We start from the raw sequence: 19189 nt of genomic DNA, 5'->3' as shown, positions 1-19189 counted from the left end.
GCGAAGGAGCGTGATAATATGATCTATAAAGCAATCCAGGGACTTCCGCAGGCCCATGCCAGGATAAAAGGGAGCAAAGAATACCCTGATATTCGTGGAAATGTATATCTCTATGAAGTGTATAATGGCACAGTTCTTTTAGGAGAACTGATGGGAATCCCGGAGGAATTGGAGAAGAAATACGGAGGATTTTTTGGATTTCATATTCATGAAGGAAATGCGTGTACGGGAGATTCACAGGATCCATTTGCAGATACAAAAGGACACTATAATCCGGAAAAAGAAGAACATCCCAGACATGCAGGAGATCTGCCGCCGGTATTAAGTAATGATGGAACTGCATGGATGGAGATTTATACCGGAAGATTCTATCCAATGGATGTTGTCGGCAGGACGATCGTACTTCATGAGATGCCGGATGACTTCAAGACCCAGCCGTCCGGAGATTCGGGAATGAAGATCGCATGCGGTGAAATCAAAGCATGGGAACAAGAATGTAAGAACAAAAATGGTAACGAATAAGTGGAGAACCGTCATACAGATAATTTGACATGTAAGTATGAAAACGCTAAAATTGGTGGAGGAATGTAGAAAACTGCAGTCCTCCATTTTTGCGTCAGGGGATATTAAAAAAGCCAAAACCTCGCTTCCTGATGGAAAGGAGTCCATATGCCGAAAAAAGAATTAGCAAAAGGGTATACAACCGGAACCTGTGCACAGGCTGCAACGAGGGCAGCAATGCAGATGCTTTTTACAGGTGAAAAAGTAGAGCAGGTGTCGGTAGAACTGCCGCAGGGAGAAAAGCTGCAGTTGGATATCACGGATATACAGAGAAAATATACAGACAGGGAATTGCCGGATATGGTATCCTGTGCGGTCAAAAAAAACAGCGGAGATGATCCGGATATCACGAATGGAGTACTGGTTTACAGTCAGGTAAGGCTTTCTGAAACAGGACAGATTCATATTGATGGCGGGATCGGGGTAGGAAGAGTGACCAGGCCCGGACTGAATCAGCCGGTGGGAGAAGCCGCAATTAACCGTGTGCCAAGGCAGATGATAAGAAAAGAAGTAGAAGAAGCCTGTGAAGAGGTTGGCTATACCGGTGGAATTGATGTAGAGATTTCGATTCCGGAAGGGGCAAGACTGGCAAAAGAAACATTTAATCCAAGACTTGGAATAGAAGGAGGACTTTCAATACTTGGGACAACCGGTATTGTGAATCCGATGAGTGAACAGGCGCTGATCGATACCATTGAAGTAGAGATGAAGGTATGCCTTGCGGAAAAGTACAGGTATCTGATCATTGCACCGGGTAATTACGGATTGGATTTTCTGAAAGAACAGTATAGTATAGAAGAAAATGATGTGGTAAAATGTAGTAACTATATTGGTCAGACCATAGATATGGCGGTAGAACAGGATTGTAAAGGTGTCCTGCTGGTCGGACATATCGGGAAACTGATCAAGGTATCCGGCGGAATCATGAATACCCATTCCAGATGGGCAGACTGTCGGATGGATTTATTCGCCACGGCCGCATTGAGAGCGGGAATTGCCGGAGAGAAGGCAGTCGAATTTCTTGACTGTGTGACGACGGATGATGCATTGGAGAAATGCAGCGAGGAAGAACGAACACGCATTATGGAAAAAATCATGATGCGTATGGAGAAATATCTGAACTACCGGGGGAAAGGAGAGATACAGGTGGGAGCGGTCACGTTTTCCAATGTATACGGAATCCTTGGAAAGACAGAAAAAGCAGAAGAACTGATAGAAAGATTCAGAAAAGAACGACATATACAATAGATACCAGAGTATGCAGGAGAAGTTGCTGGTAGCAGGTTCTTTGCAGGACAGGAAGGAGTCGGAAAATGATACATTTTGTGGGAGCAGGTCCGGGAGCCGAAGATCTGATCACGGTCCGTGGACAGCGTTATCTGGAGCAGGCTGATGTGGTGATCTATGCGGGATCACTGGTGAATCCGGGGATGTTAAAGAGTACAAAGGAGACATGCGAGATATATAACAGTGCGAAGATGACACTGGAAGAAGTTCTGGAAGTGATGGAACAGGCAGAACGGGAACAGAAGATGACGGTTCGGCTGCATACAGGTGATCCGTGTCTGTACGGTGCAATCCGGGAACAGATGGATCATCTGGATGAACTGGGAATTGCGTATGATTCCTGCCCGGGTGTCAGTTCCTTCTGCGGGGCAGCAGCGGCACTGAATCTGGAATATACACTTCCGGAGGTGTCACAGAGTGTTGTCATCACACGTATGGAAGGAAGAACACCGGTTCCAGCGAAGGAAAAGGTTGCAGCGTTTGCAAGTCATAATGCGACGATGGTACTTTTCTTAAGTACAGGACTTCTGGAAAAGCTGGAAGGCCAGTTGATAGAAGGCGGTTATAAAGAAGATACGCCGGCAGCAATTGTATACAAGGCAACATGGCCGGAGGAAGAAAGTTACATCTGTACTGTCAGTACACTGGCAGAGACTGCGAAAGCACATGGAATTACAAAGACAGCATTGATCATCGTTGGAGATGTGGTGACACATCATACGTATGAACGTTCGAAACTGTATGATCCGGAATTCACCACCGAGTTCCGTCAGGGAGTAAAATAAGATGAAGATTGCAATGATCAGTTTTACCGGAAATGGAAGAAGACTGGAGAGATCTTTAGCACATGAACTGGAAAAAGAAGGACACCAGGTGCTGCAGGCGGTAAAATGCAAAGAACTGGAATCGGACAAGGATGCGGTAAAATGCAGTGCCAGAGAATGGACAGGTGAACAGTTCCGGACGCGGGATGTACTGATCTTTATTGGAGCAGTACAGATTGCCGTGCGCTTGATCGCATCTTTTATAGGATCAAAGACAACAGATCCGGCGGTACTGGTACTGGATGAGAAAGGACAATATTGTATCCCGATCCTGTCCGGGCACATTGGCGGAGCAAATGAGATGGCTGAAAGAATTGCAGAGATGGCAGGAGCACTGCCTGTGATCACAACAGCTACAGATATCCGGGGAAAATGGGCAATAGATGTATTTGCCAGAAAGAATCATCTTTATATAGAAGATATGCAGAAGGCAAAGCAAATTTCGGCAAAGATTCTGGAAGGAAAGACAGTTGTGGCCGCGATTGAGAGCGGAAGAGATTCGATAGAGGGTACTGTGCCGGAAGAAGTGAAGATCGTACAGGAAACCTATGAGAATCCAGATATCTATATCGGGATATATGAACGAAAATTAAGCAGTCATGTATTAAGGATGATACCACAACGGATCACGGTGGGAATCGGCTGCAGACGGGGGACATCCGCAGAGCAGATAGAACAGCTGGTGGATAAGATACTGAAAGAATCACATATTAATAAGAAAAGTATTGGCAGGATCGCAAGCATTGATCTAAAAAAAGACGAAGAGGGATTGCTTACATTTTGCAACAAATATAACATAGAGCCGGAATTTTATCCGGCAGAAGAATTAAAAAAAGTAGAAGGAGAATTCAGTGTTTCTACATTTGTAAAAAAGGTTACCGGAGTGGATAATGTATGTGAAAGAAGTGCTGTATATACAGGTGGTACACTGCGGATCAGAAAACAGGCAGAAAATGGTGTGACAGCAGCATTTGCCTGGGATAATTGGAGGGTGAAGTTTGAATAAGGTATATGTGATAGGAATGGGACCGGGGGCATATGAACAGATGACGGTGAAAGCAGTCCGGACGCTGGAAAAATGTGATGTGATCGTCGGATATACCGTATATATTGAATTATTAAAAGAATATTTTCCGGATAAGAGATATCTGACAACGTCCATGAGACAGGAGGCAGCACGGTGCAGGATGGCATTCGAAGAGGCAGCAAAAGGAGCTGTAACGGCAATGGTATGCAGCGGAGATGCCGGGATATACGGAATGGCAGGACTGATGTATGAAATCGGTGAGGAATATCCGGAAGTCGCGATCGAAGTAATCCCGGGAGTGACAGCGGCACTGGGAGGTTCTGCGGTACTTGGAGCAGCAGTCGGACATGATGTCAGTCTGATCAGTTTAAGTGATCTTCTGACACCGTGGGAATTGATTGAAGAAAGGCTTCGCTGTGCGGCAAAAGCTGATTTTGTGATCTGCCTTTATAATCCCTCCAGCAGGAAACGCAGTACCTATCTTGCAAAAGCATGTGAGATTATGCTGGAATATAAGGCGGAAGATACCGTCTGCGGAATAGTGAAAAACATTGCCCGCGATGGAGAAACAATGCAGACACTGACACTGAAAGAATTAAAAGAGACAACAGTAGATATGTTCTCTACTGTATTTATCGGAAATAAACAGACAAAAGTAATTCGGGAAAAAATGGTTACACCAAGGGGATATCGTATATGAAAGACAAAAAGATTCTATTATATGCAGGGACAACAGAAGGAAGAAAATTAGCATCTTATCTCGGAAGAAGAGGCGTAAGACTGCACGTCTGTGTGGCAACCGCTTATGGGGAGAGTCTGCTTCCGGAAGAGAAGAATATAACGGTGACACACGACCGGATGGACAGTGGGCAGATGGGCGAGTTTATGAGGGTGTTTGAGCCGGATTATGTGATCGATGCAACACATCCATATGCCAAAGAAGTGACCAAAAACTTGAAAAGTGCCTGCGAGGTTATGCAGGTTCCGTATTTAAGACTGGTCAGGGGAAGTGAAGAGACCAAAGAAAGCATCTGTGTGGAAAATATGGATGAAGCGATAAAGTATCTGGAAAAAACAGAAGGAAATATTCTGGTAACAACAGGAAGCAAGGAGCTGGAATCCTATACAAGACTGACGGATTACGAAAGCCGGGTATATGCGCGCGTTCTGTCTATTGGCCAGGTGGCAGTTAATTGTGAAGAACTTGGATTCTCCGGACGTCATCTCATCTGTATGCAGGGACCGTTTTCTACGGAAATGAATCGTGCCATGTTAAAGGAATATGATATTGCTTATATGGTAACGAAAGAATCAGGACTTGCAGGCGGATACCCGCAGAAATGTCAGGCTGCACTAGAAGCCGGTGTGAAAATGGTTGTGATCGGAAGGCCGGAAGAAGAAGAGGGAATGAATTTTGAAGAAATGTCCAAATTCCTTCAGAAAGAACTGGAACTGGATAATCACTGGAAAGTTACACTGGTGGGAATCGGTGCAGGTGCCAGAGACCAGGTTACACTGGAAGCAAAAAGATGCTGTCAGGAAGCAGAACTTCTGATCGGAGCAGGCAGGATGATCGAGGCAGTGGCAGAAGTCGGACAGACCATATATGAAGCATACCGCCCGGATGAGATCATTTCTTATATCAAAGAAAATCCGGAATATGAAAATGTAACGATTGCGTTGTCCGGTGATACAGGATTTTACAGCGGTGCGAAGAAGATTCTGGAATTGACGAAAGATGACCCACAGATTGAGACAAAAGTAGTGCCTGGAGTGTCATCCATCATATATTTTGCATCAAAGCTTGGCGTAACATGGGAGGATGCGGCACTAGTAAGCCTGCATGGAAGAAAAGAAAATCTGATGGCGGTCATTAAGGAGAATAAAAAGGTATTCGCCCTTGTAAGTAATGCAGAAGAGATCCGTCAGATCCTGACAAAAATGACGGAATATGGAATGGGCGAAGTAACAGTCAGGATCGGAACAGAACTTTCTTATAAGAATGAAGAGATTCAGACAGGAACAGCAAGATCACTGCTTCATTACAAAGGAGAGAATCTGGCGGTCCTTTATATTGAAAATGAATCCGGCGGCGAAAGCCCGGTGATTCCGGCAATTCCGGATGATACATTTGTACGTGGCGATGTACCGATGACCAAGGAAGAAGTAAGAAGCATTTCGATTGCTAAACTTAAGATTAAGAAGGATGCAGTTGTATATGATGTCGGAGCAGGAACAGGCTCTATTTCCGTAGAGGCCGCCATGGTTGCAACGCAAGGTAACGTCTATGCAATCGAACAGAAAGTGGAGGCGCAGGAACTGATCCGTGAAAATGCAAGGCGGATGCACGTGGATAATCTGCATGTGATAGAAGGTATGGCGCCGGAGGCACTGGAAGAACTGCCGGCACCTGATTGCGTATTTATCGGGGGCAGTAAAGGAAAGTTGTATGAAATCCTGGATGCTATCCGGAAGAAGAACCCATTTGTACGGGTGGTGCTCAATGCAATCTCACTCGAGACGATGATGCAGGTGTTAAAATATACGGAAGAGAATGAGATAGAAGAGGCAGAAGTCATTCAGGTAGCGGTAAGCCGTGCGAAAAAAGTGGGCAGTTATCATATGATGAATGGACAGAATCCGATCTATGTGATCAGCTTTACGAGCAGACCGGCAAAAAAGGAAGCAGATCCGGAAAATGAAGACGATTTCGTTCTGGAAGAAATCAATCTGGACGAGGTGGAACCGGAAGATATGACCGGAGATATGGCCGGAGATATTGTGGAGGATATTACGAAAGTGATCTCTGTAGGGGATCTGACACCGGAGAAAATCCGGGAAGAAATGGAGGAATCTGAGTAATGAAACTTCCTAGAATTCTGATTACTGCGATGAGAAGTGGCGCAGGTAAAACCATGCTGACCTGCGGAATATTGAAAGCAATGAAGATGCAGGAGATAAATCCTGCGTCTTTTAAGTGCGGGCCGGATTACATTGATCCAATGTTCCACAAGACTGTGATCGGCATCAGCAGCTATAATCTGGATTCCTTTTTGTGTGGAGAAAATGGAGTCAGAGAGATCCTGAAAAAAAATGGTGCCGGAGCAGATATTTCCGTAATGGAAGGTGTTATGGGATACTATGATGGGATCGCAGGGATCTCTTCAGAGGCGAGTGCTTATGACATTGCCAGAATTACCGATACCCCGGCTGTGATGATCCTGGACTGTAAAGGACTAAGCGTGTCTGCAGTGCCGTGTATCCAGGGGTTTTTGCATTATAAAGAAGACAGCCGTATCAAAGGCGTAATTCTGAACCGTTTGTCTCCGATGATGTATGGAAGAATGAAAGAGATGATCGAGGTGCGGACAGGAATCAAAGTCTACGGCTATGTTCCGGTTATGAAAGATTGTGCACTGGAGAGCCGTTATCTGGGACTGAAGCTTCCAAAAGAACGAAAAGATACGGAAGACAAACTCACAAGACTGGGAGAACAGATTCTGAAAAGTGTAGATATCGCAGGCCTTCTGGAACTGGCAGAAAATGCACCGGAGCTGCAGGAAAAGAAAACGCAAGGATATACATCAGAAATGGTAGAAAATTTGGCGGAAAATGCACAGTATAGTACAGAATCGGTTAGAACAAAAGATACGGTACGGATCGGGCTTGCAAGTGACGATGCATTCTGTTTTTTCTATCAGGATAATCTGGAACTGCTGCAGGAGATGGGAGCGGAACTGATTCCGTTTTCTCCTCTTTACGATAAGCAGATTCCGGAAAATCTGTCGGGACTTTTGTTCTATGGCGGTTATCCGGAACTATATGCAGAAGAACTAAGTAAAAATGAGTCAATGAAGACGAGTATTAAAAAAGCATTGAACGGCGGAATGCCATGTATCGCGGAGTGTGGAGGATTCATGTACCTGCAGGAATATATCAGAGATGAAAGCGGCACAGAATTTCCAATGGTTGGATTTTTAGAAGGGAAAAGTTATCCGACAGGTTCCTTAAAGCGATTCGGCTATGTTACCCTGACAGGGGGAAGAATATTCGGTAAAGAAGCAGGAGGTATCCCGGCACATGAATTTCATTATTATGATTCAGAAGTATGCGGGGAAGCATTTCTGGCGGAAAAACCAATGTCAAACCGTTCGTGGAAATGCATGATCAGTACCGATACGGTACTGGCAGGATATCCGCATATTCATTATTATGGAAATGAAAAGATTCCGGAGAACTTTCTGGAACAATGCAGAAGATGCAGGGAACAAGAGAAAAGAGCTAGGGAAAGAGATAGAACATAGAGAACAGAGAGGATAAAAGCATGGCAGAGCAAAGTTTAGAACAACTGGAACAGGAATTCCATCAGATCGTATCGGGCATTCATCCGGCAGATGTAGTAACGAAAGGAAATGCGCAGAAAAAGTGGAACTCCATTGCGAAACCGTTACACAGTCTGGGAAAACTAGAAGATCATATTATGCAGATTGCGGCACTGACCGGCGATACAGACGTGAATCTGAACCGGAAGGCGCTGATCGTGATGTGTGCGGATAACGGAGTGGTAGAAGAAGGTGTAACGCAGACAGGACAGGAAGTAACTGCAATTGTTGCAGAGAATTTTCTGACATGTAATACCAGTGCGGCGATCATGTGTAAAAAAGCCGGTGTAGACATCTTTCCCATCGATATCGGTATGGCAGCGGATACAAAAGTCCCAAGATATAAAACGGCAAATGGAACCGCAAATATGACCAAAGGTCCGGCTATGACAAGAATGCAGGCGTTACAGGCAATCTTAACCGGGATCCATCAGGTGAAGGAAAAGAAGGAAGCCGGATATAAGATCATTGCTACCGGAGAGATGGGAATCGGAAATACGACGACCAGCAGTGCTGTGGCTTCCGTACTTCTGGGAGACGAACCGGCAGAGATAACGGGACGGGGAGCAGGACTGACGAACGAAGGATTGGAAAGAAAAATACACGCGATCGAGAAGGCGATAGCGGTCAATCGTCCGAAATGGGATGATCCGGTGGATGTACTGGCAAAAGTAGGCGGATTCGATCTGGCGGGAATCACCGGACTCTATCTGGGAGGTGCTGTATATCGAATCCCGATTGTAGTTGATGGATTTATCTCAGCGGTTGCGGCACTTGCGGCCGTCAGAATCTGTGAGTGGGTCAAAGATGCGATGATTGTGTCACATGTCTCGAAAGAACCTGGAATGCAAAAGATCCTGAAAGAGTTACACATGGATGCACCATTGCATGCAGATATGTGCCTGGGTGAGGGAACCGGAGCTGTGGCATATCTTCCGGTGCTGGATCTTGCGGCAGAAGTGTATGGACGGATGAGTACATTTTCAGAAAATGACATCGAAGATTATAAAGAATTAGGTGAGAAAGAATGATACATCTGGTGACAGGCGGAAGCGGAAGCGGTAAATCTGAGTATGCGGAGAACTGGCTGACAGGCAGAAATAAGAAGGATGGTACTTACATATATATTGCAACCATGCAGCCATACACAGAAGAAACGATGAAAAAGATTGAAAGACATCACAGGCTGAGAGCCGGAAAAGGATTCCGGACATTGGAAAAATATACAGATCTATCAGAACTTGAGATACCAAAGAATCAGGGAATCCTTCTGGAGTGCATATCGAATCTGGTGGCCAATGAGCTTTACAGAGAAGATGGGACATTGAATGATTTAAAAGAAACAAAAGAAAAAGTATTGGCAGGAGTACGCAGACTGAGCAATTCTACGACACGTCTTGTAATTGTTACAAATGAAGTGAACGCAGATATAAACAGCTATAGCGAAGAGACGGAAAAATATCGGGAATGCATCGGAATGGTGAATCAAAGTCTTGCAGAGCTTGCAGATATAGTAACGGAAGTTGTGTATGGAATTCCGGTATGCATTCGTAAGGAGCAAAAGAAGTATGAAGAGTATAAAAAGAATATGGAATAGTTTCAAAATTGCGTTTTCCATGTACAGCAGGATTCCGATGCCGCGCAGCGAATGGACAGATGAAAATAAATCGTATGCAATGTGTTTTTTTCCATGGATCGGTGCGGTGATCGGACTTTTGTCTTATGGAGTGTTTCGGTTTTCAAAATGGTTTGATGGGAATGGAGGAGGAAATTATTCCTTATTTTTTGTAATATTTCTGATCCTGATCCCGGTATTTATTACGGGAGGAATTCATCTGGACGGATTTCTGGATACACAGGATGCGCTGAGTTCCTGGCAGACGAAAGAGCGTCGTCTGGAAATACTGAAAGATTCCCACGCAGGAGCATTTGCTATCATTTCATGTACCGTCTATTTTCTGATGTATATTGGCGTGTATTCTTGTCTGAGTGTACGGAGTATGGAAGTGATCGCATATAGCTTCATGCTATCGAGAACATTGAGTGGACTGTCTGTAGTTACATTTCCACAGGCAAGGAAGAAAGGTATGGTGGCAGATTTTTCGGAAAGTGCATCGACCAGAATTACAAGAATGGTATTGAGCATTTATCTGATTGTACTGTGTTTCCTGATTCCACTGACCGGAGGAATCTGCGGAATCGGATGTGTGATCTCGGCAGGCGTGGTATTTGGATATTATTACCGGATGGCGATGAAGAATTTCGGCGGTGTGACTGGGGATCTGTGTGGATATTTCCTGCAGGTATGTGAACTTGTGATGGCGCTTGTCGTGGTAGTAGTGGATATCGTAGTAAAAAGCGGAATCATCAAATGATGAACAGGCTGGATAAAAGTGTGGAAAGAATGAAGAAAACAAGTGGCAGAAAGAAAACAGCAGAGAAATAGTAGAAAATAACAGAAAGATGAAAATACAGGATTGGAGGAAGGAAAAGAAGTCATGATCATGATAATAGGCGGCGCATATCAGGGAAAACTTGCATTCGCAAAGAAAATCTACCCAGATGTTACATGGGCAGACGGTGCGGTATGTACGGAAGAAGAACTATATAGCTGCGAAGGGATATATCATTTCCATCAGTATATCGAAAGAAAGATAAAGGAAGGAGAACCGATAGATGATCTTGCAGAAGAACTGATTCGGAAGAATCCGGAACTGATCCTGATCACAGATGAGATCGGATACGGGATCGTGCCGGTTGACCGGATGGAACGGGAATACAGAGAGCAGACCGGAAGAGTGTGCACGCGCCTTGCGGCATATTCGGAGAAAGTATACCGTGTGATGTGCGGAATCGGACAGGTGATAAAGGAAGTATGAGGATTTATCTGATACGTCATTCGATGACGAAAGGAAATAAAGAAAAACGCTATATCGGAACGACGGATGAATCTTTATGTCTGGAAGGAATACAGCTTTTGGAAGAGAGAAAAGGAATGTATCCTGAGGTTACATATGTCTATGTAAGTCCGATGAAGCGGTGCGTGCAGACGGCAGAGATCATTTATCCGGAGATGATGAAAGCAGGAGCATATAGCTGTAATGAAAAGTTACGGGAGTGTGATTTTGGCCTGTTTGAAAATCATAATTATATCGAACTTTCCGGCTGCCCGGAGTATCAGGCATGGATAGACAGTGGTGGGAAGCTGCCATTTCCGGAAGGGGAAAGCAGGGAAGCGTTCATCCGGCGGACACTGGAAGGGTTCCGGGAAGTCGTACGGGATGCGCAGGCACATGACCGGGAGACGATTGCGGTTGTGGCACATGGCGGAACGATCATGAGTATCATGGAACGGTATGCAGTAAAGGAAGACGGGACACCAGCAGGAAGTTATTATGATTATCAGATAAAGAATGGAGAAGGATATGAACTTAGAATTTCAGAGAATGACATATATGACGATCGCGATCGTGGCGGGCTTTGTTCTGGATCTGATCTTCGGGGATCCAAGATGGCTGTATCATCCGGTGAGGCTGATCGGGCATCTGATATCGGGAACCGAAAGAATTATCAGAAACTGTCTGCCGGCGAATAAGACAGGGGAACGCATCGGTGGAGGGATTCTGGTGCTGGTGGTTGTGACGGTCAGTACAGGAGTTCCGGCGGTGATCTTATCGGTTGCATATAAGTATTTCTGGCAGCTTGGACTTGCATTGGAAAGCTTCTGGTGTTATCAGATCCTTGCAACGAAATCCCTGAAAGTAGAAAGTGACAGGGTCTACATAGCACTGAAAAACAAGGGCCTGGAGGCCGGGAGAAAGGCCGTGTCCATGATCGTCGGAAGAGATACACAGAATCTGACGGAAGAAGGTGTGACCAAGGCGGCCGTAGAGACGGTGGCAGAGAATACATCAGATGGTGTGATCGCACCGTTATTTTATATGCTGATCGGCGGAGCTGTTCTGGGATTTACATACAAAGCGATCAATACGATGGATTCGATGGTTGGATATAAGAATGACAAGTATCAGTGGTTTGGAACGGCAGCAGCGAAGTTAGACGATGTGGTGAATTTCATTCCGGCAAGGGTATCGGCAGTGTTGATGATCCTGGCTGCATATCTGACCGGAATGGATGGAAAGAATGCAGCACGTATCTTCCGAAGAGACCGCTTTAATCATAAAAGTCCGAACTCGGCACAGACAGAAGCAGTCATGGCGGGGGCGCTGGATGTGCAGCTTGCAGGAGATGCGTGGTATTTTGGAAAGCTGCATAAGAAGCCGACGATCGGAGATCCGGTCCGGGAGATGGAACTACTGGATATCCGGAGATCGCATAAGCTGTTATATGGGACGGCAATGCTTGGTTTGATACTTGGAATCATCCTCCGGATTCTGGTTCTGTAGATGATATTGATAATAAAAATCAAAAAACAAATAATATTATCTGCAAATTATGAATAAAAAGTTAGAATTGTGCAAACAATGTTCCTGTTGACTAACATAGTCAGTGCAACTTACAATATAAAAAAGAGGTAAAGAAGGTGTTAGTTATGCAGGCATTGTCAAAGGCGGCGGCTGGAAAAAGCTACACCATCAAGTGGATGTTCGGCATCCCGGAAGTTCTGGATAAGATCCGAAAATGCAAGATTGATGAAGGCAGTGAGATCACAGTCATTCAGAATTCCGGAAGAGACCTGATCATCAGGAGTGGTGAGAAGCGGATCGCAATGAGCAGCGATGCGGCAACAAGAATTCAGGTATAAGATTCCGGTTGACTATTTTCTGCAAAGTGAGTAAGATGGTTGTAGCAAAATAGCAGAGAGAGCGGTTTATCCGCACAGGTGAAGGAACGTTGGCAGAACCAAAAGAGACAGTTCACGGTGGAGACATTTACCGGAATCCATCTGTTACAGATTATTCTGTAAACAGTAACCCGCTGGGAGTTCCCGAAGCGGTACGAAAGAGCGTACAGGAAAGTGCAGACAGGATCATGTATTATCCGGATGTCAGATGCGACAGACTTCGGGAGTCGATCAGTGATTTTGAGAGAATAGAAAAAGAAAAGATACTCTGCGGCAATGGTGCTGCAGAGCTTTTTTTTGCTGTCGTAATGGCAGTGAGACCGAAAAAAGCACTGGTGACGGCACCAGCTTTTTCCGAGTATGAGCGGGCACTTGGCACAGTTGGAGCAGAGGTACAATATTACAGATTAAAAGAAGAACAGGATTTCCGGATACAGGAGGATATACTGGAACAGATTACGGAAGATACAGATATGATATTTCTGTGCAATCCCAATAATCCGACCGGACAGACAACGGAAAAAGAACTGCTGATCCGTGTGATGAACAGGTGTAATAAATGCGGTACGATACTGGTCCTGGATGAGTGTTTTATAGAGTTTCTGGAAGAACCAGAAAGATATGAATGCCGGGAGTATCTGACACAGTATCCGAATGTGGTCATTATCAAAGCATTTACGAAAATATTCTGTATGCCGGGTGTAAGACTTGGATATGCATTGTGTGAGAATGCAGCTCTTAGGAAACGAATGAGGGCAATGCTCCAGCCGTGGAATGTGTCGGTAACGGCACAGGAAGCAGGTGTGGCAGCACTTGTTGATTGCGAAGCATATTTAAAGAGAACGAGAGAATATATAAAAAAAGAAAAGTTCTGGATGACAGAGCGGATGAGAAAGCTTGGTCTGAATGTATGGGGATCGGAAGCAAACTATATATTTTTTAAAGGAAAAGCAGGACTGTATGAGAAGGCACTGAAAAGCGGACTGTTGATCCGGGACTGCAGTAACTATGAAGGACTGACAGAAGGGCATTACCGGATTGCAATAAGATCTGAAGAAGAGAATGAAAGGTTGATAACATGGCTGGAAAAATTATGATACAGGGGACAATGTCCAACGCAGGAAAGAGTCTTCTGTGTGCGGGACTTTGCAGAATATTCAAACAGGACGGATACCGGGTGGCTCCGTTCAAATCCCAGAATATGGCACTGAATTCCTTTATTACAGAGGATGGACTGGAGATGGGACGTGCACAGGTTGTGCAGGCAGAGGCAGCAGGCGTGGCGCCGCAGGTAGAGATGAATCCGATCCTGTTAAAGCCGACCAACGATGTAGGATCACAGGTGATCGTAAATGGTGAAGTCTTGAAGAATATGAGTGCAAGAGAATATTTTGCTTATAAAAAGCAGCTCATACCGGACATTATGAAAGCATTTCACAAATTAGAAGAAGAGAATGACATCATTGTGATCGAAGGAGCGGGAAGTCCGGCAGAGATCAACCTGAAGAAAGATGATATTGTAAATATGGGGCTGGCGAAGATGGTAGATGCGCCGGTGCTTCTGGTCGGAGATATTGACCGCGGAGGAGTATTTGCCCAGCTTCTGGGGACGCTTATGCTCCTGGAAGATGATGAGAAAGAACGTGTAAAGGGACTGGTCATCAACAAATTCCGCGGGGATAAGACAATCCTGGATCCCGGTATTGTTATGTTGGAAGAAAGAGGCGGCATTCCGGTAGTCGGAGTTACACCGTATATGCAGGTCGAGATTGAAGATGAAGACAGTCTGACAGAGCGTTTTAACATGACAAAGGGTGGAAAAGGTGCAGAAGAAAGGATCGGTCTGGTGGATATCGCAGTCATCCGGACACCGAGAATTTCGAACTTTACGGATTTCATGCTGTTGGAAAATGCTCCGGGAGTGAATCTGCGTTATGTAAAGAATCCAAGAGAACTTAGAAATCCTGATATGATTATCCTTCCGGGAACAAAAAATACGATGGGAGATCTGAAATGGTTAAGACAGAGCGGAATGGAAGCGAAGATTCTAAAGGCGCATGCCGGCGGCTGTGTGGTCTGGGGAATCTGCGGCGGCTACCAGATGCTAGGGCAGTCGCTCAGTGATCCGGAAGGCGTGGAAGATGGCGGCAGTATGAAAGGACTCGGCCTTTTGCCGGTAACGACTACATTTACCACAGAAAAGACCAGAACAAGGGTGAATGGAACACTCCTTCATGTGGAGGGGAATCTGAAAGCACTTGAGAATCTGAAGTTTGAAGGATACGAGATCCATATGGGAAAGACCGAACTTCTGGAAGGATGTCCGATGAATCAGATTCACGATACGGTGAAGAAAAAGGACAGACAGATTCCGGATATGGAGCCGGAAAACAGAATAGAGAACAGTACAGACGGAATCTCGCATGGAAATGTATACGGAACATACATCCACGGCATTTTTGATAAGGAGAAAATTGTATCGGAGATCGTAAAATCCCTGGCAGAAAAGAAAGGACTTTCAATGGAAGAAGTGGAAGGTGTAGACCTGAAAGCATTCAAAGAAAGCCAGTATGATCTTCTGGCAGATACACTCAGAAAACATCTGGACATGAAGGCAATCTATCAGATCATGGGAATGCAGAAATAATTTTTCGGGATTACTATGTATTCGTAAGGAGCTGTAGATACCAAAGTATGCAAGAGAAGTTGCCGATGGCAAGTTTTGTAGTTAGAAAAGATGAGATGTGGGCTATGACGGACTATGAAGAGAAAGGAAGAAAACGTTGAATATACAGAAAAATAATCACGCGGCACATACTAAAATAGAGATAGAAAATGTTCTTCCGACAGAGATCGAAAAGCGCAGCTTTGAGATCATTACGGAAGAACTGGAGCAGGAAGGCATCGTGCTTCCTGAGATTCAGGCACCAATTACAAAGCGCTGCATACATACCAGTGCGGATTTTGATTATGCGAAGAATCTGGTGTATTCCGAGCATGCGGTGGAGAAAGCACTCGAAGCGATCAGAGGCGGTGCTTCCATCGTAACCGATACACAGATGGGGCGTTCCGGAATTAACAAAAAGAGACTGGCACAGTACGGCGGTCAGGTATACTGCTTCATGTCAGATGAAGATGTGGCACAGGCGGCAAAGAAGAATGGAACCACAAGAGCTGTTGCCAGTATGAAAAAGGCGTGTGAACTGAACGAAAAACTGATCTTTGCCATCGGAAATGCACCGACAGCACTAATTCACCTGTATGAACTGATCAAAGACGGAAGAATCCGTCCGGAGCTCGTGATCGGTGTACCGGTCGGCTTTGTAAATGTGGTACAGTCCAAAGAACTGATCCTGACACTGGAAGATACCCCGTATATTGTAGCGAGGGGGAGAAAAGGCGGAAGTAATATTGCGGCATGTATCTGTAACGCACTGATCTATATGCTGTAGGGAGGAAGAATTTATGACATTACAGCAGTTAAGGTATATTACCATGGTTGCGGAGAAGGGGACGATAAGTGAGGCGGCAAAAGAGCTGTTCATTTCCCAGCCGAGTCTTACCAATGCGATTCGGGAACTGGAGCAGGAGATGCAGGTGACGATTTTTCACCGGACGAATAAAGGGGTGACGATCACCGCAGAGGGAGATGAATTTCTCGCCTATGCAAGACAGATTCTGGATCAGGTCGGCCTCATGCAGGAGAGGTATCTGAATGTAAATGAACGGAACCCGAGATTTTCCGTATCCTGCCAGCATTATTCTTTTGCGGTCAATGCATTTGTAGATGTGATCCGTAAATTTGATGCGAGAAAATATGATTTTACACTGCGGGAGACACAGACTTATGAGATCATCGAAGATGTGGCGAAGCTGAAAAGTGAGATAGGTATTCTGTATACTTCTTCACAGAATGAGACGATCATCATGAAACTGATCCGTCAGAATGATCTGAAATTCGAAGAGTTATTCGTAGCAAAGCCACATGTATTTATCAGTTCAAAGCATCCGTTGGCAGATAAGGAAGCACTGACACTGGAAGATCTGGAGGAGTATCCGTATTTGTCATTTGAGCAGGGGGATTATAATTCCTTTTATTTTTCCGAAGAGATATTAAGCACACTGGACCGGAATAAGAACATCAAAGTCAGAGACCGGGCAACGCTTTTCAATCTGGCGGTCGGCCTGGACGGGTATACGGTAAGCTCCGGCGTGATCAGTAAAGAACTGAACGGTGAGAATATCATCGGGAAGCCGCTTCTGGTGGATGAATATATGCGGATTGGAACGATCGTGCGGAAAGATGTGGCACTGAGCCGGTATGGAAAGGTGTATATGGAAGCGTTGAAAAAATACACAGGCGGGATGTAAGAATAATTCAGAATAATGGTGAAAAGCAGTGGAAAAAGGTTTCGTTTGTAAAAGAAGTTGCAGAAGAAGTCTGGGAGGCTTAATATCAAATTGAATATATAAAAAAGATATGAAAGATATATCAAATATACGTTTCACATTTTTGATATTCTCTCGTATAATAGTCTGCTGAGGGGGATTGGTTTGAAAACGTAAAAACGTGTGAAAGCAATTCCCCGTTTTTTCTAAGGAGATGAAAACATGGGAGTAATGAAAAGTTTATTTTCCGGGAAACAGATGTCGGAGGCATTCATCTGTAGTGCATTTCTGGCTTTATCGGGAGGATTTCAGGATGCATATACCTATAATACGCGTAATGAAGTATTCTCGAATGCACAGACAGGTAACGTGGTGCTGATGAGCCAGAATTTCATGACGGGAAAATGGGAGGCGGGACTGAAGTATTTATTTCCGCTTTTTGCATTTGCTTTGGGTGTTCTGATCGCAGAACAGATCCAGCATAAGTATAAATATGCAAAACGTCTGCACTGGAGACAGGGAATTCTGGGAGCAGAGATTATAATCCTGTTCATTGTAGGATTTATTCCACAACGCGGAAATATGATCGCGACTGTTCTGGTATCCTTTGCCTGTGCGATGCAGGTGCAGAGTTTCCGGAAGGTGAATGGATTCTCATATGCGAGTACGATGTGTATCGGTAATTTGAGAAGCGGAACGGCAGCACTGTCTTTTTATCTGAGAGAAAGAAGACCAGAGCAGCTGCGCCAGGCAATGTATTATTTGGGAATCATAGTTCTGTTTGCGATAGGAGCCGGAATCGGCGGCAATCTTTCTGCCAATTACGGAATCCATATGATATGGGTATCGTGCGGACTTTTGATTGTCAGCTTCCTGCTGATGTTCCTGGATATAGAAGCACGGAGAAGCAGAGCATAATAGAAGAAAAAATAAGAGACATTGATCCGCTGTCAGATGCGGATCAATGTCTCGATTAGTTTCTGTGCTGCAATACTTTGTGGCCTGGAAGCATTTTGTACAAGACAGATGTGTCTTGCAGGAAGAGATTCTTTCAGATGAATCTGAAGAATTTCCCCGCGTTTCAGCGGTTCTTCTGCAAGTTTCTCCGGATAGAAGCCGATACCGAGATTGTGCTGGATCAGGGCCAGACACTGATCGGTAGATGTAACTTCCAGATCCGGACGGAACGGAAAGCCGTGGGAAGAAAAGTACTGAATATGAAGATCTCTGGTGCTGGTATTATTCTCCAGCGAGACAAAAGGATATTCCGCAAGTTCTTCTAGCGAGCAGATGTGAGAAGCCAGTTCTTTGTATTTCGGACCGGCGATCAGAATTTCCCGGAAAGAACCAAGGGAAATCTTCTGGAACTGCTTCTGGACCGAAAGAGGTGTTGTTACAACTGCGAAATCCACCAGCCCGCTTTCCAGGGAAGCGATTGCCTGCGGAGTGGAATGGTTGGAAATCTTAAGCCTTACATGTGGATAATGATTGTGAAATGCTTCTAATTTTGGCAGCAGCATAATACGTAGTGCATTTTCGCTGACTCCGATGGAGATGAGTCCGCTGGTAAGGCTCTGGTCACGCTTCAACTCGGTTTCTCCGAGCTCCAGTTGTTCAAAGGCAATTGCAACGTGGTTAAAAAGCTTCTGTCCTTCCGGAGTCAGTGAGACCCCACGGTTCGAACGGACGAAAAGATGGCAGCCAAGTTCTGTCTCAAGATTATTCATACACCGGGTAATATTCGGCTGGTTATTGTGTAATACCTCTGCCGCTTTTGTAAAACTGTGCTGTTGTGCGACATGGTAGAAAATGCGGTAATAATCGTATGTACTCATAATATCCTCCAAAATAATATATAAAATTGATATATAAAAATAATTTGCTATCTTTTATCCAGATGATGCCAGATAAGTAT

At 44.9% G+C, this 19189-nt stretch carries 20 protein-coding genes; 19 read left to right on the top strand and 1 reads right to left on the bottom strand.

The window, feature by feature from the left end; translation table 11 throughout:
• Positions 1–18: 18 nt before the first annotated feature.
• The 19 genes from NCY30_RS04915 (at position 19) to NCY30_RS04825 (ending at position 18192) form a co-directional block, all read left to right on the top strand.
• Positions 19–522 (top strand): superoxide dismutase family protein, encoded by a 504-nt coding sequence (locus NCY30_RS04915; protein ID WP_173784619.1) that lies wholly within the window; start codon positions 19–21, stop codon positions 520–522.
• Positions 523–669: 147 nt separating this feature from the next.
• Positions 670–1809 (top strand): cobalt-precorrin-5B (C(1))-methyltransferase CbiD, encoded by a 1140-nt coding sequence (gene cbiD, locus NCY30_RS04910; RefSeq protein ID WP_055181237.1) that lies wholly within the window; start codon positions 670–672, stop codon positions 1807–1809.
• 65 nt (positions 1810–1874) lie between these two features.
• Positions 1875–2633: a precorrin-4 C(11)-methyltransferase gene (gene cobM / locus NCY30_RS04905; RefSeq protein ID WP_250818528.1), complete on the top strand. Its 759-nt coding sequence runs from the start codon at positions 1875–1877 to the stop codon at positions 2631–2633.
• 1 nt (position 2634) lies between these two features.
• Entirely contained in the window at positions 2635–3678 is a 1044-nt protein-coding gene (locus tag NCY30_RS04900; RefSeq protein ID WP_173784621.1) for a cobalt-precorrin 5A hydrolase, read from the top strand.
• On the top strand, positions 3671–4399 hold the full coding sequence (gene cobJ / locus NCY30_RS04895) for a precorrin-3B C(17)-methyltransferase (protein ID WP_055181232.1): 729 nt from the start codon (positions 3671–3673) through the stop codon (positions 4397–4399). Before NCY30_RS04900 ends, cobJ begins: the two co-directional genes overlap by 8 nt.
• Positions 4396–6561 (top strand): precorrin-6A reductase, encoded by a 2166-nt coding sequence (gene cobK / locus NCY30_RS04890; protein WP_139009717.1) that lies wholly within the window; start codon positions 4396–4398, stop codon positions 6559–6561. The genes cobJ and cobK overlap by 4 nt, the downstream gene beginning before the upstream one ends.
• On the top strand, positions 6561–8003 hold the full coding sequence (locus NCY30_RS04885) for a cobyrinate a,c-diamide synthase (RefSeq protein WP_055303725.1): 1443 nt from the start codon (positions 6561–6563) through the stop codon (positions 8001–8003). The genes cobK and NCY30_RS04885 overlap by 1 nt, the downstream gene beginning before the upstream one ends.
• A 20-nt stretch (positions 8004–8023) precedes the next feature.
• A complete protein-coding gene (gene cobT, locus NCY30_RS04880; RefSeq protein ID WP_006426283.1) occupies positions 8024–9112 on the top strand; it encodes a nicotinate-nucleotide--dimethylbenzimidazole phosphoribosyltransferase in 1089 nt (362 codons plus the stop codon).
• Positions 9109–9678: a bifunctional adenosylcobinamide kinase/adenosylcobinamide-phosphate guanylyltransferase gene (locus NCY30_RS04875; RefSeq protein ID WP_006426282.1), complete on the top strand. Its 570-nt coding sequence runs from the start codon at positions 9109–9111 to the stop codon at positions 9676–9678. The genes cobT and NCY30_RS04875 overlap by 4 nt, the downstream gene beginning before the upstream one ends.
• Entirely contained in the window at positions 9650–10456 is an 807-nt protein-coding gene (locus NCY30_RS04870; protein WP_055194784.1) for an adenosylcobinamide-GDP ribazoletransferase, read from the top strand. Before NCY30_RS04875 ends, NCY30_RS04870 begins: the two co-directional genes overlap by 29 nt.
• 123 nt (positions 10457–10579) lie before the next feature.
• A complete protein-coding gene (locus NCY30_RS04865) occupies positions 10580–10960 on the top strand; it encodes a bifunctional adenosylcobinamide kinase/adenosylcobinamide-phosphate guanylyltransferase (RefSeq protein WP_006426280.1) in 381 nt (126 codons plus the stop codon).
• Entirely contained in the window at positions 10957–11676 is a 720-nt protein-coding gene (locus NCY30_RS04860; protein WP_022416233.1) for a histidine phosphatase family protein, read from the top strand. Before NCY30_RS04865 ends, NCY30_RS04860 begins: the two co-directional genes overlap by 4 nt.
• A complete protein-coding gene (gene cbiB, locus NCY30_RS04855) occupies positions 11567–12487 on the top strand; it encodes an adenosylcobinamide-phosphate synthase CbiB (RefSeq protein WP_242853917.1) in 921 nt (306 codons plus the stop codon). Before NCY30_RS04860 ends, cbiB begins: the two co-directional genes overlap by 110 nt.
• Positions 12488–12633: 146 nt before the next feature.
• Positions 12634–12846 carry a ferrous iron transport protein A gene (locus NCY30_RS04850; RefSeq protein ID WP_006426277.1) on the top strand — a complete coding sequence of 71 codons (213 nt, stop codon included), beginning with the start codon at positions 12634–12636 and terminating at the stop codon, positions 12844–12846.
• A gap of 89 nt (positions 12847–12935) precedes the next feature.
• On the top strand, positions 12936–13982 hold the full coding sequence (locus NCY30_RS04845) for a pyridoxal phosphate-dependent aminotransferase (RefSeq protein WP_022416235.1): 1047 nt from the start codon (positions 12936–12938) through the stop codon (positions 13980–13982).
• Complete coding sequence (locus NCY30_RS04840) at positions 13964–15532, top strand: cobyric acid synthase (RefSeq protein ID WP_055181215.1); 1569 nt, start codon at positions 13964–13966, stop codon at positions 15530–15532. Before NCY30_RS04845 ends, NCY30_RS04840 begins: the two co-directional genes overlap by 19 nt.
• Positions 15533–15668: 136 nt before the next feature.
• Positions 15669–16337 carry a precorrin-8X methylmutase gene (locus tag NCY30_RS04835; RefSeq protein WP_022416237.1) on the top strand — a complete coding sequence of 223 codons (669 nt, stop codon included), beginning with the start codon at positions 15669–15671 and terminating at the stop codon, positions 16335–16337.
• A gap of 13 nt (positions 16338–16350) precedes the next feature.
• On the top strand, positions 16351–17256 hold the full coding sequence (locus NCY30_RS04830) for a LysR family transcriptional regulator (protein ID WP_006426272.1): 906 nt from the start codon (positions 16351–16353) through the stop codon (positions 17254–17256).
• 240 nt (positions 17257–17496) lie between these two features.
• A complete protein-coding gene (locus tag NCY30_RS04825) occupies positions 17497–18192 on the top strand; it encodes a YoaK family protein (protein ID WP_022416239.1) in 696 nt (231 codons plus the stop codon).
• 32 nt (positions 18193–18224) lie between these two features.
• Here the strand turns inward: NCY30_RS04825 and NCY30_RS04820 are convergent, their stop codons facing one another.
• A complete protein-coding gene (locus NCY30_RS04820; RefSeq protein WP_022416240.1) occupies positions 18225–19109 on the bottom strand; it encodes a LysR family transcriptional regulator in 885 nt (294 codons plus the stop codon).
• Between the last annotated feature and the right edge of the window lie 80 nt (positions 19110–19189).

It is taken from the genome of Dorea sp. MB18-49, assembly GCF_023669465.1.
Classification (GTDB): Bacteria; Bacillota; Clostridia; order Lachnospirales; family Lachnospiraceae; genus Dorea_A; species Dorea_A longicatena.
The sequence above is the reverse complement of the archived record's forward strand: the minus strand, read 5'-3'. Positions and strand labels throughout refer to the sequence as shown.

Bases quoted from the DNA above. Each gene is read 5' to 3' on its own strand.
- NCY30_RS04915 (WP_173784619.1), top strand. From the start codon at position 19: ATGATCTATAAAGCAATCCAGGGACTTCCGCAGGCCCATGCCAGGATA.
- cbiD (WP_055181237.1), top strand. From the start codon at position 670: ATGCCGAAAAAAGAATTAGCAAAAGGGTATACAACCGGAACCTGTGCA.
- cobM (WP_250818528.1), top strand. From the start codon at position 1,875: ATGATACATTTTGTGGGAGCAGGTCCGGGAGCCGAAGATCTGATCACG.
- NCY30_RS04900 (WP_173784621.1), top strand. From the start codon at position 2,635: ATGAAGATTGCAATGATCAGTTTTACCGGAAATGGAAGAAGACTGGAG.
- cobK (WP_139009717.1), top strand. From the start codon at position 4,396: ATGAAAGACAAAAAGATTCTATTATATGCAGGGACAACAGAAGGAAGA.
- NCY30_RS04885 (WP_055303725.1), top strand. From the start codon at position 6,561: ATGAAACTTCCTAGAATTCTGATTACTGCGATGAGAAGTGGCGCAGGT.
- cobT (WP_006426283.1), top strand. From the start codon at position 8,024: ATGGCAGAGCAAAGTTTAGAACAACTGGAACAGGAATTCCATCAGATC.
- NCY30_RS04875 (WP_006426282.1), top strand. From the start codon at position 9,109: ATGATACATCTGGTGACAGGCGGAAGCGGAAGCGGTAAATCTGAGTAT.
- NCY30_RS04870 (WP_055194784.1), top strand. From the start codon at position 9,650: ATGAAGAGTATAAAAAGAATATGGAATAGTTTCAAAATTGCGTTTTCC.
- NCY30_RS04865 (WP_006426280.1), top strand. From the start codon at position 10,580: ATGATCATGATAATAGGCGGCGCATATCAGGGAAAACTTGCATTCGCA.
- NCY30_RS04860 (WP_022416233.1), top strand. From the start codon at position 10,957: ATGAGGATTTATCTGATACGTCATTCGATGACGAAAGGAAATAAAGAA.
- NCY30_RS04850 (WP_006426277.1), top strand. From the start codon at position 12,634: ATGCAGGCATTGTCAAAGGCGGCGGCTGGAAAAAGCTACACCATCAAG.
- NCY30_RS04840 (WP_055181215.1), top strand. From the start codon at position 13,964: ATGGCTGGAAAAATTATGATACAGGGGACAATGTCCAACGCAGGAAAG.
- NCY30_RS04830 (WP_006426272.1), top strand. From the start codon at position 16,351: ATGACATTACAGCAGTTAAGGTATATTACCATGGTTGCGGAGAAGGGG.
- NCY30_RS04825 (WP_022416239.1), top strand. From the start codon at position 17,497: ATGGGAGTAATGAAAAGTTTATTTTCCGGGAAACAGATGTCGGAGGCA.
- NCY30_RS04820 (WP_022416240.1), bottom strand. From the start codon at position 19,109: ATGAGTACATACGATTATTACCGCATTTTCTACCATGTCGCACAACAG.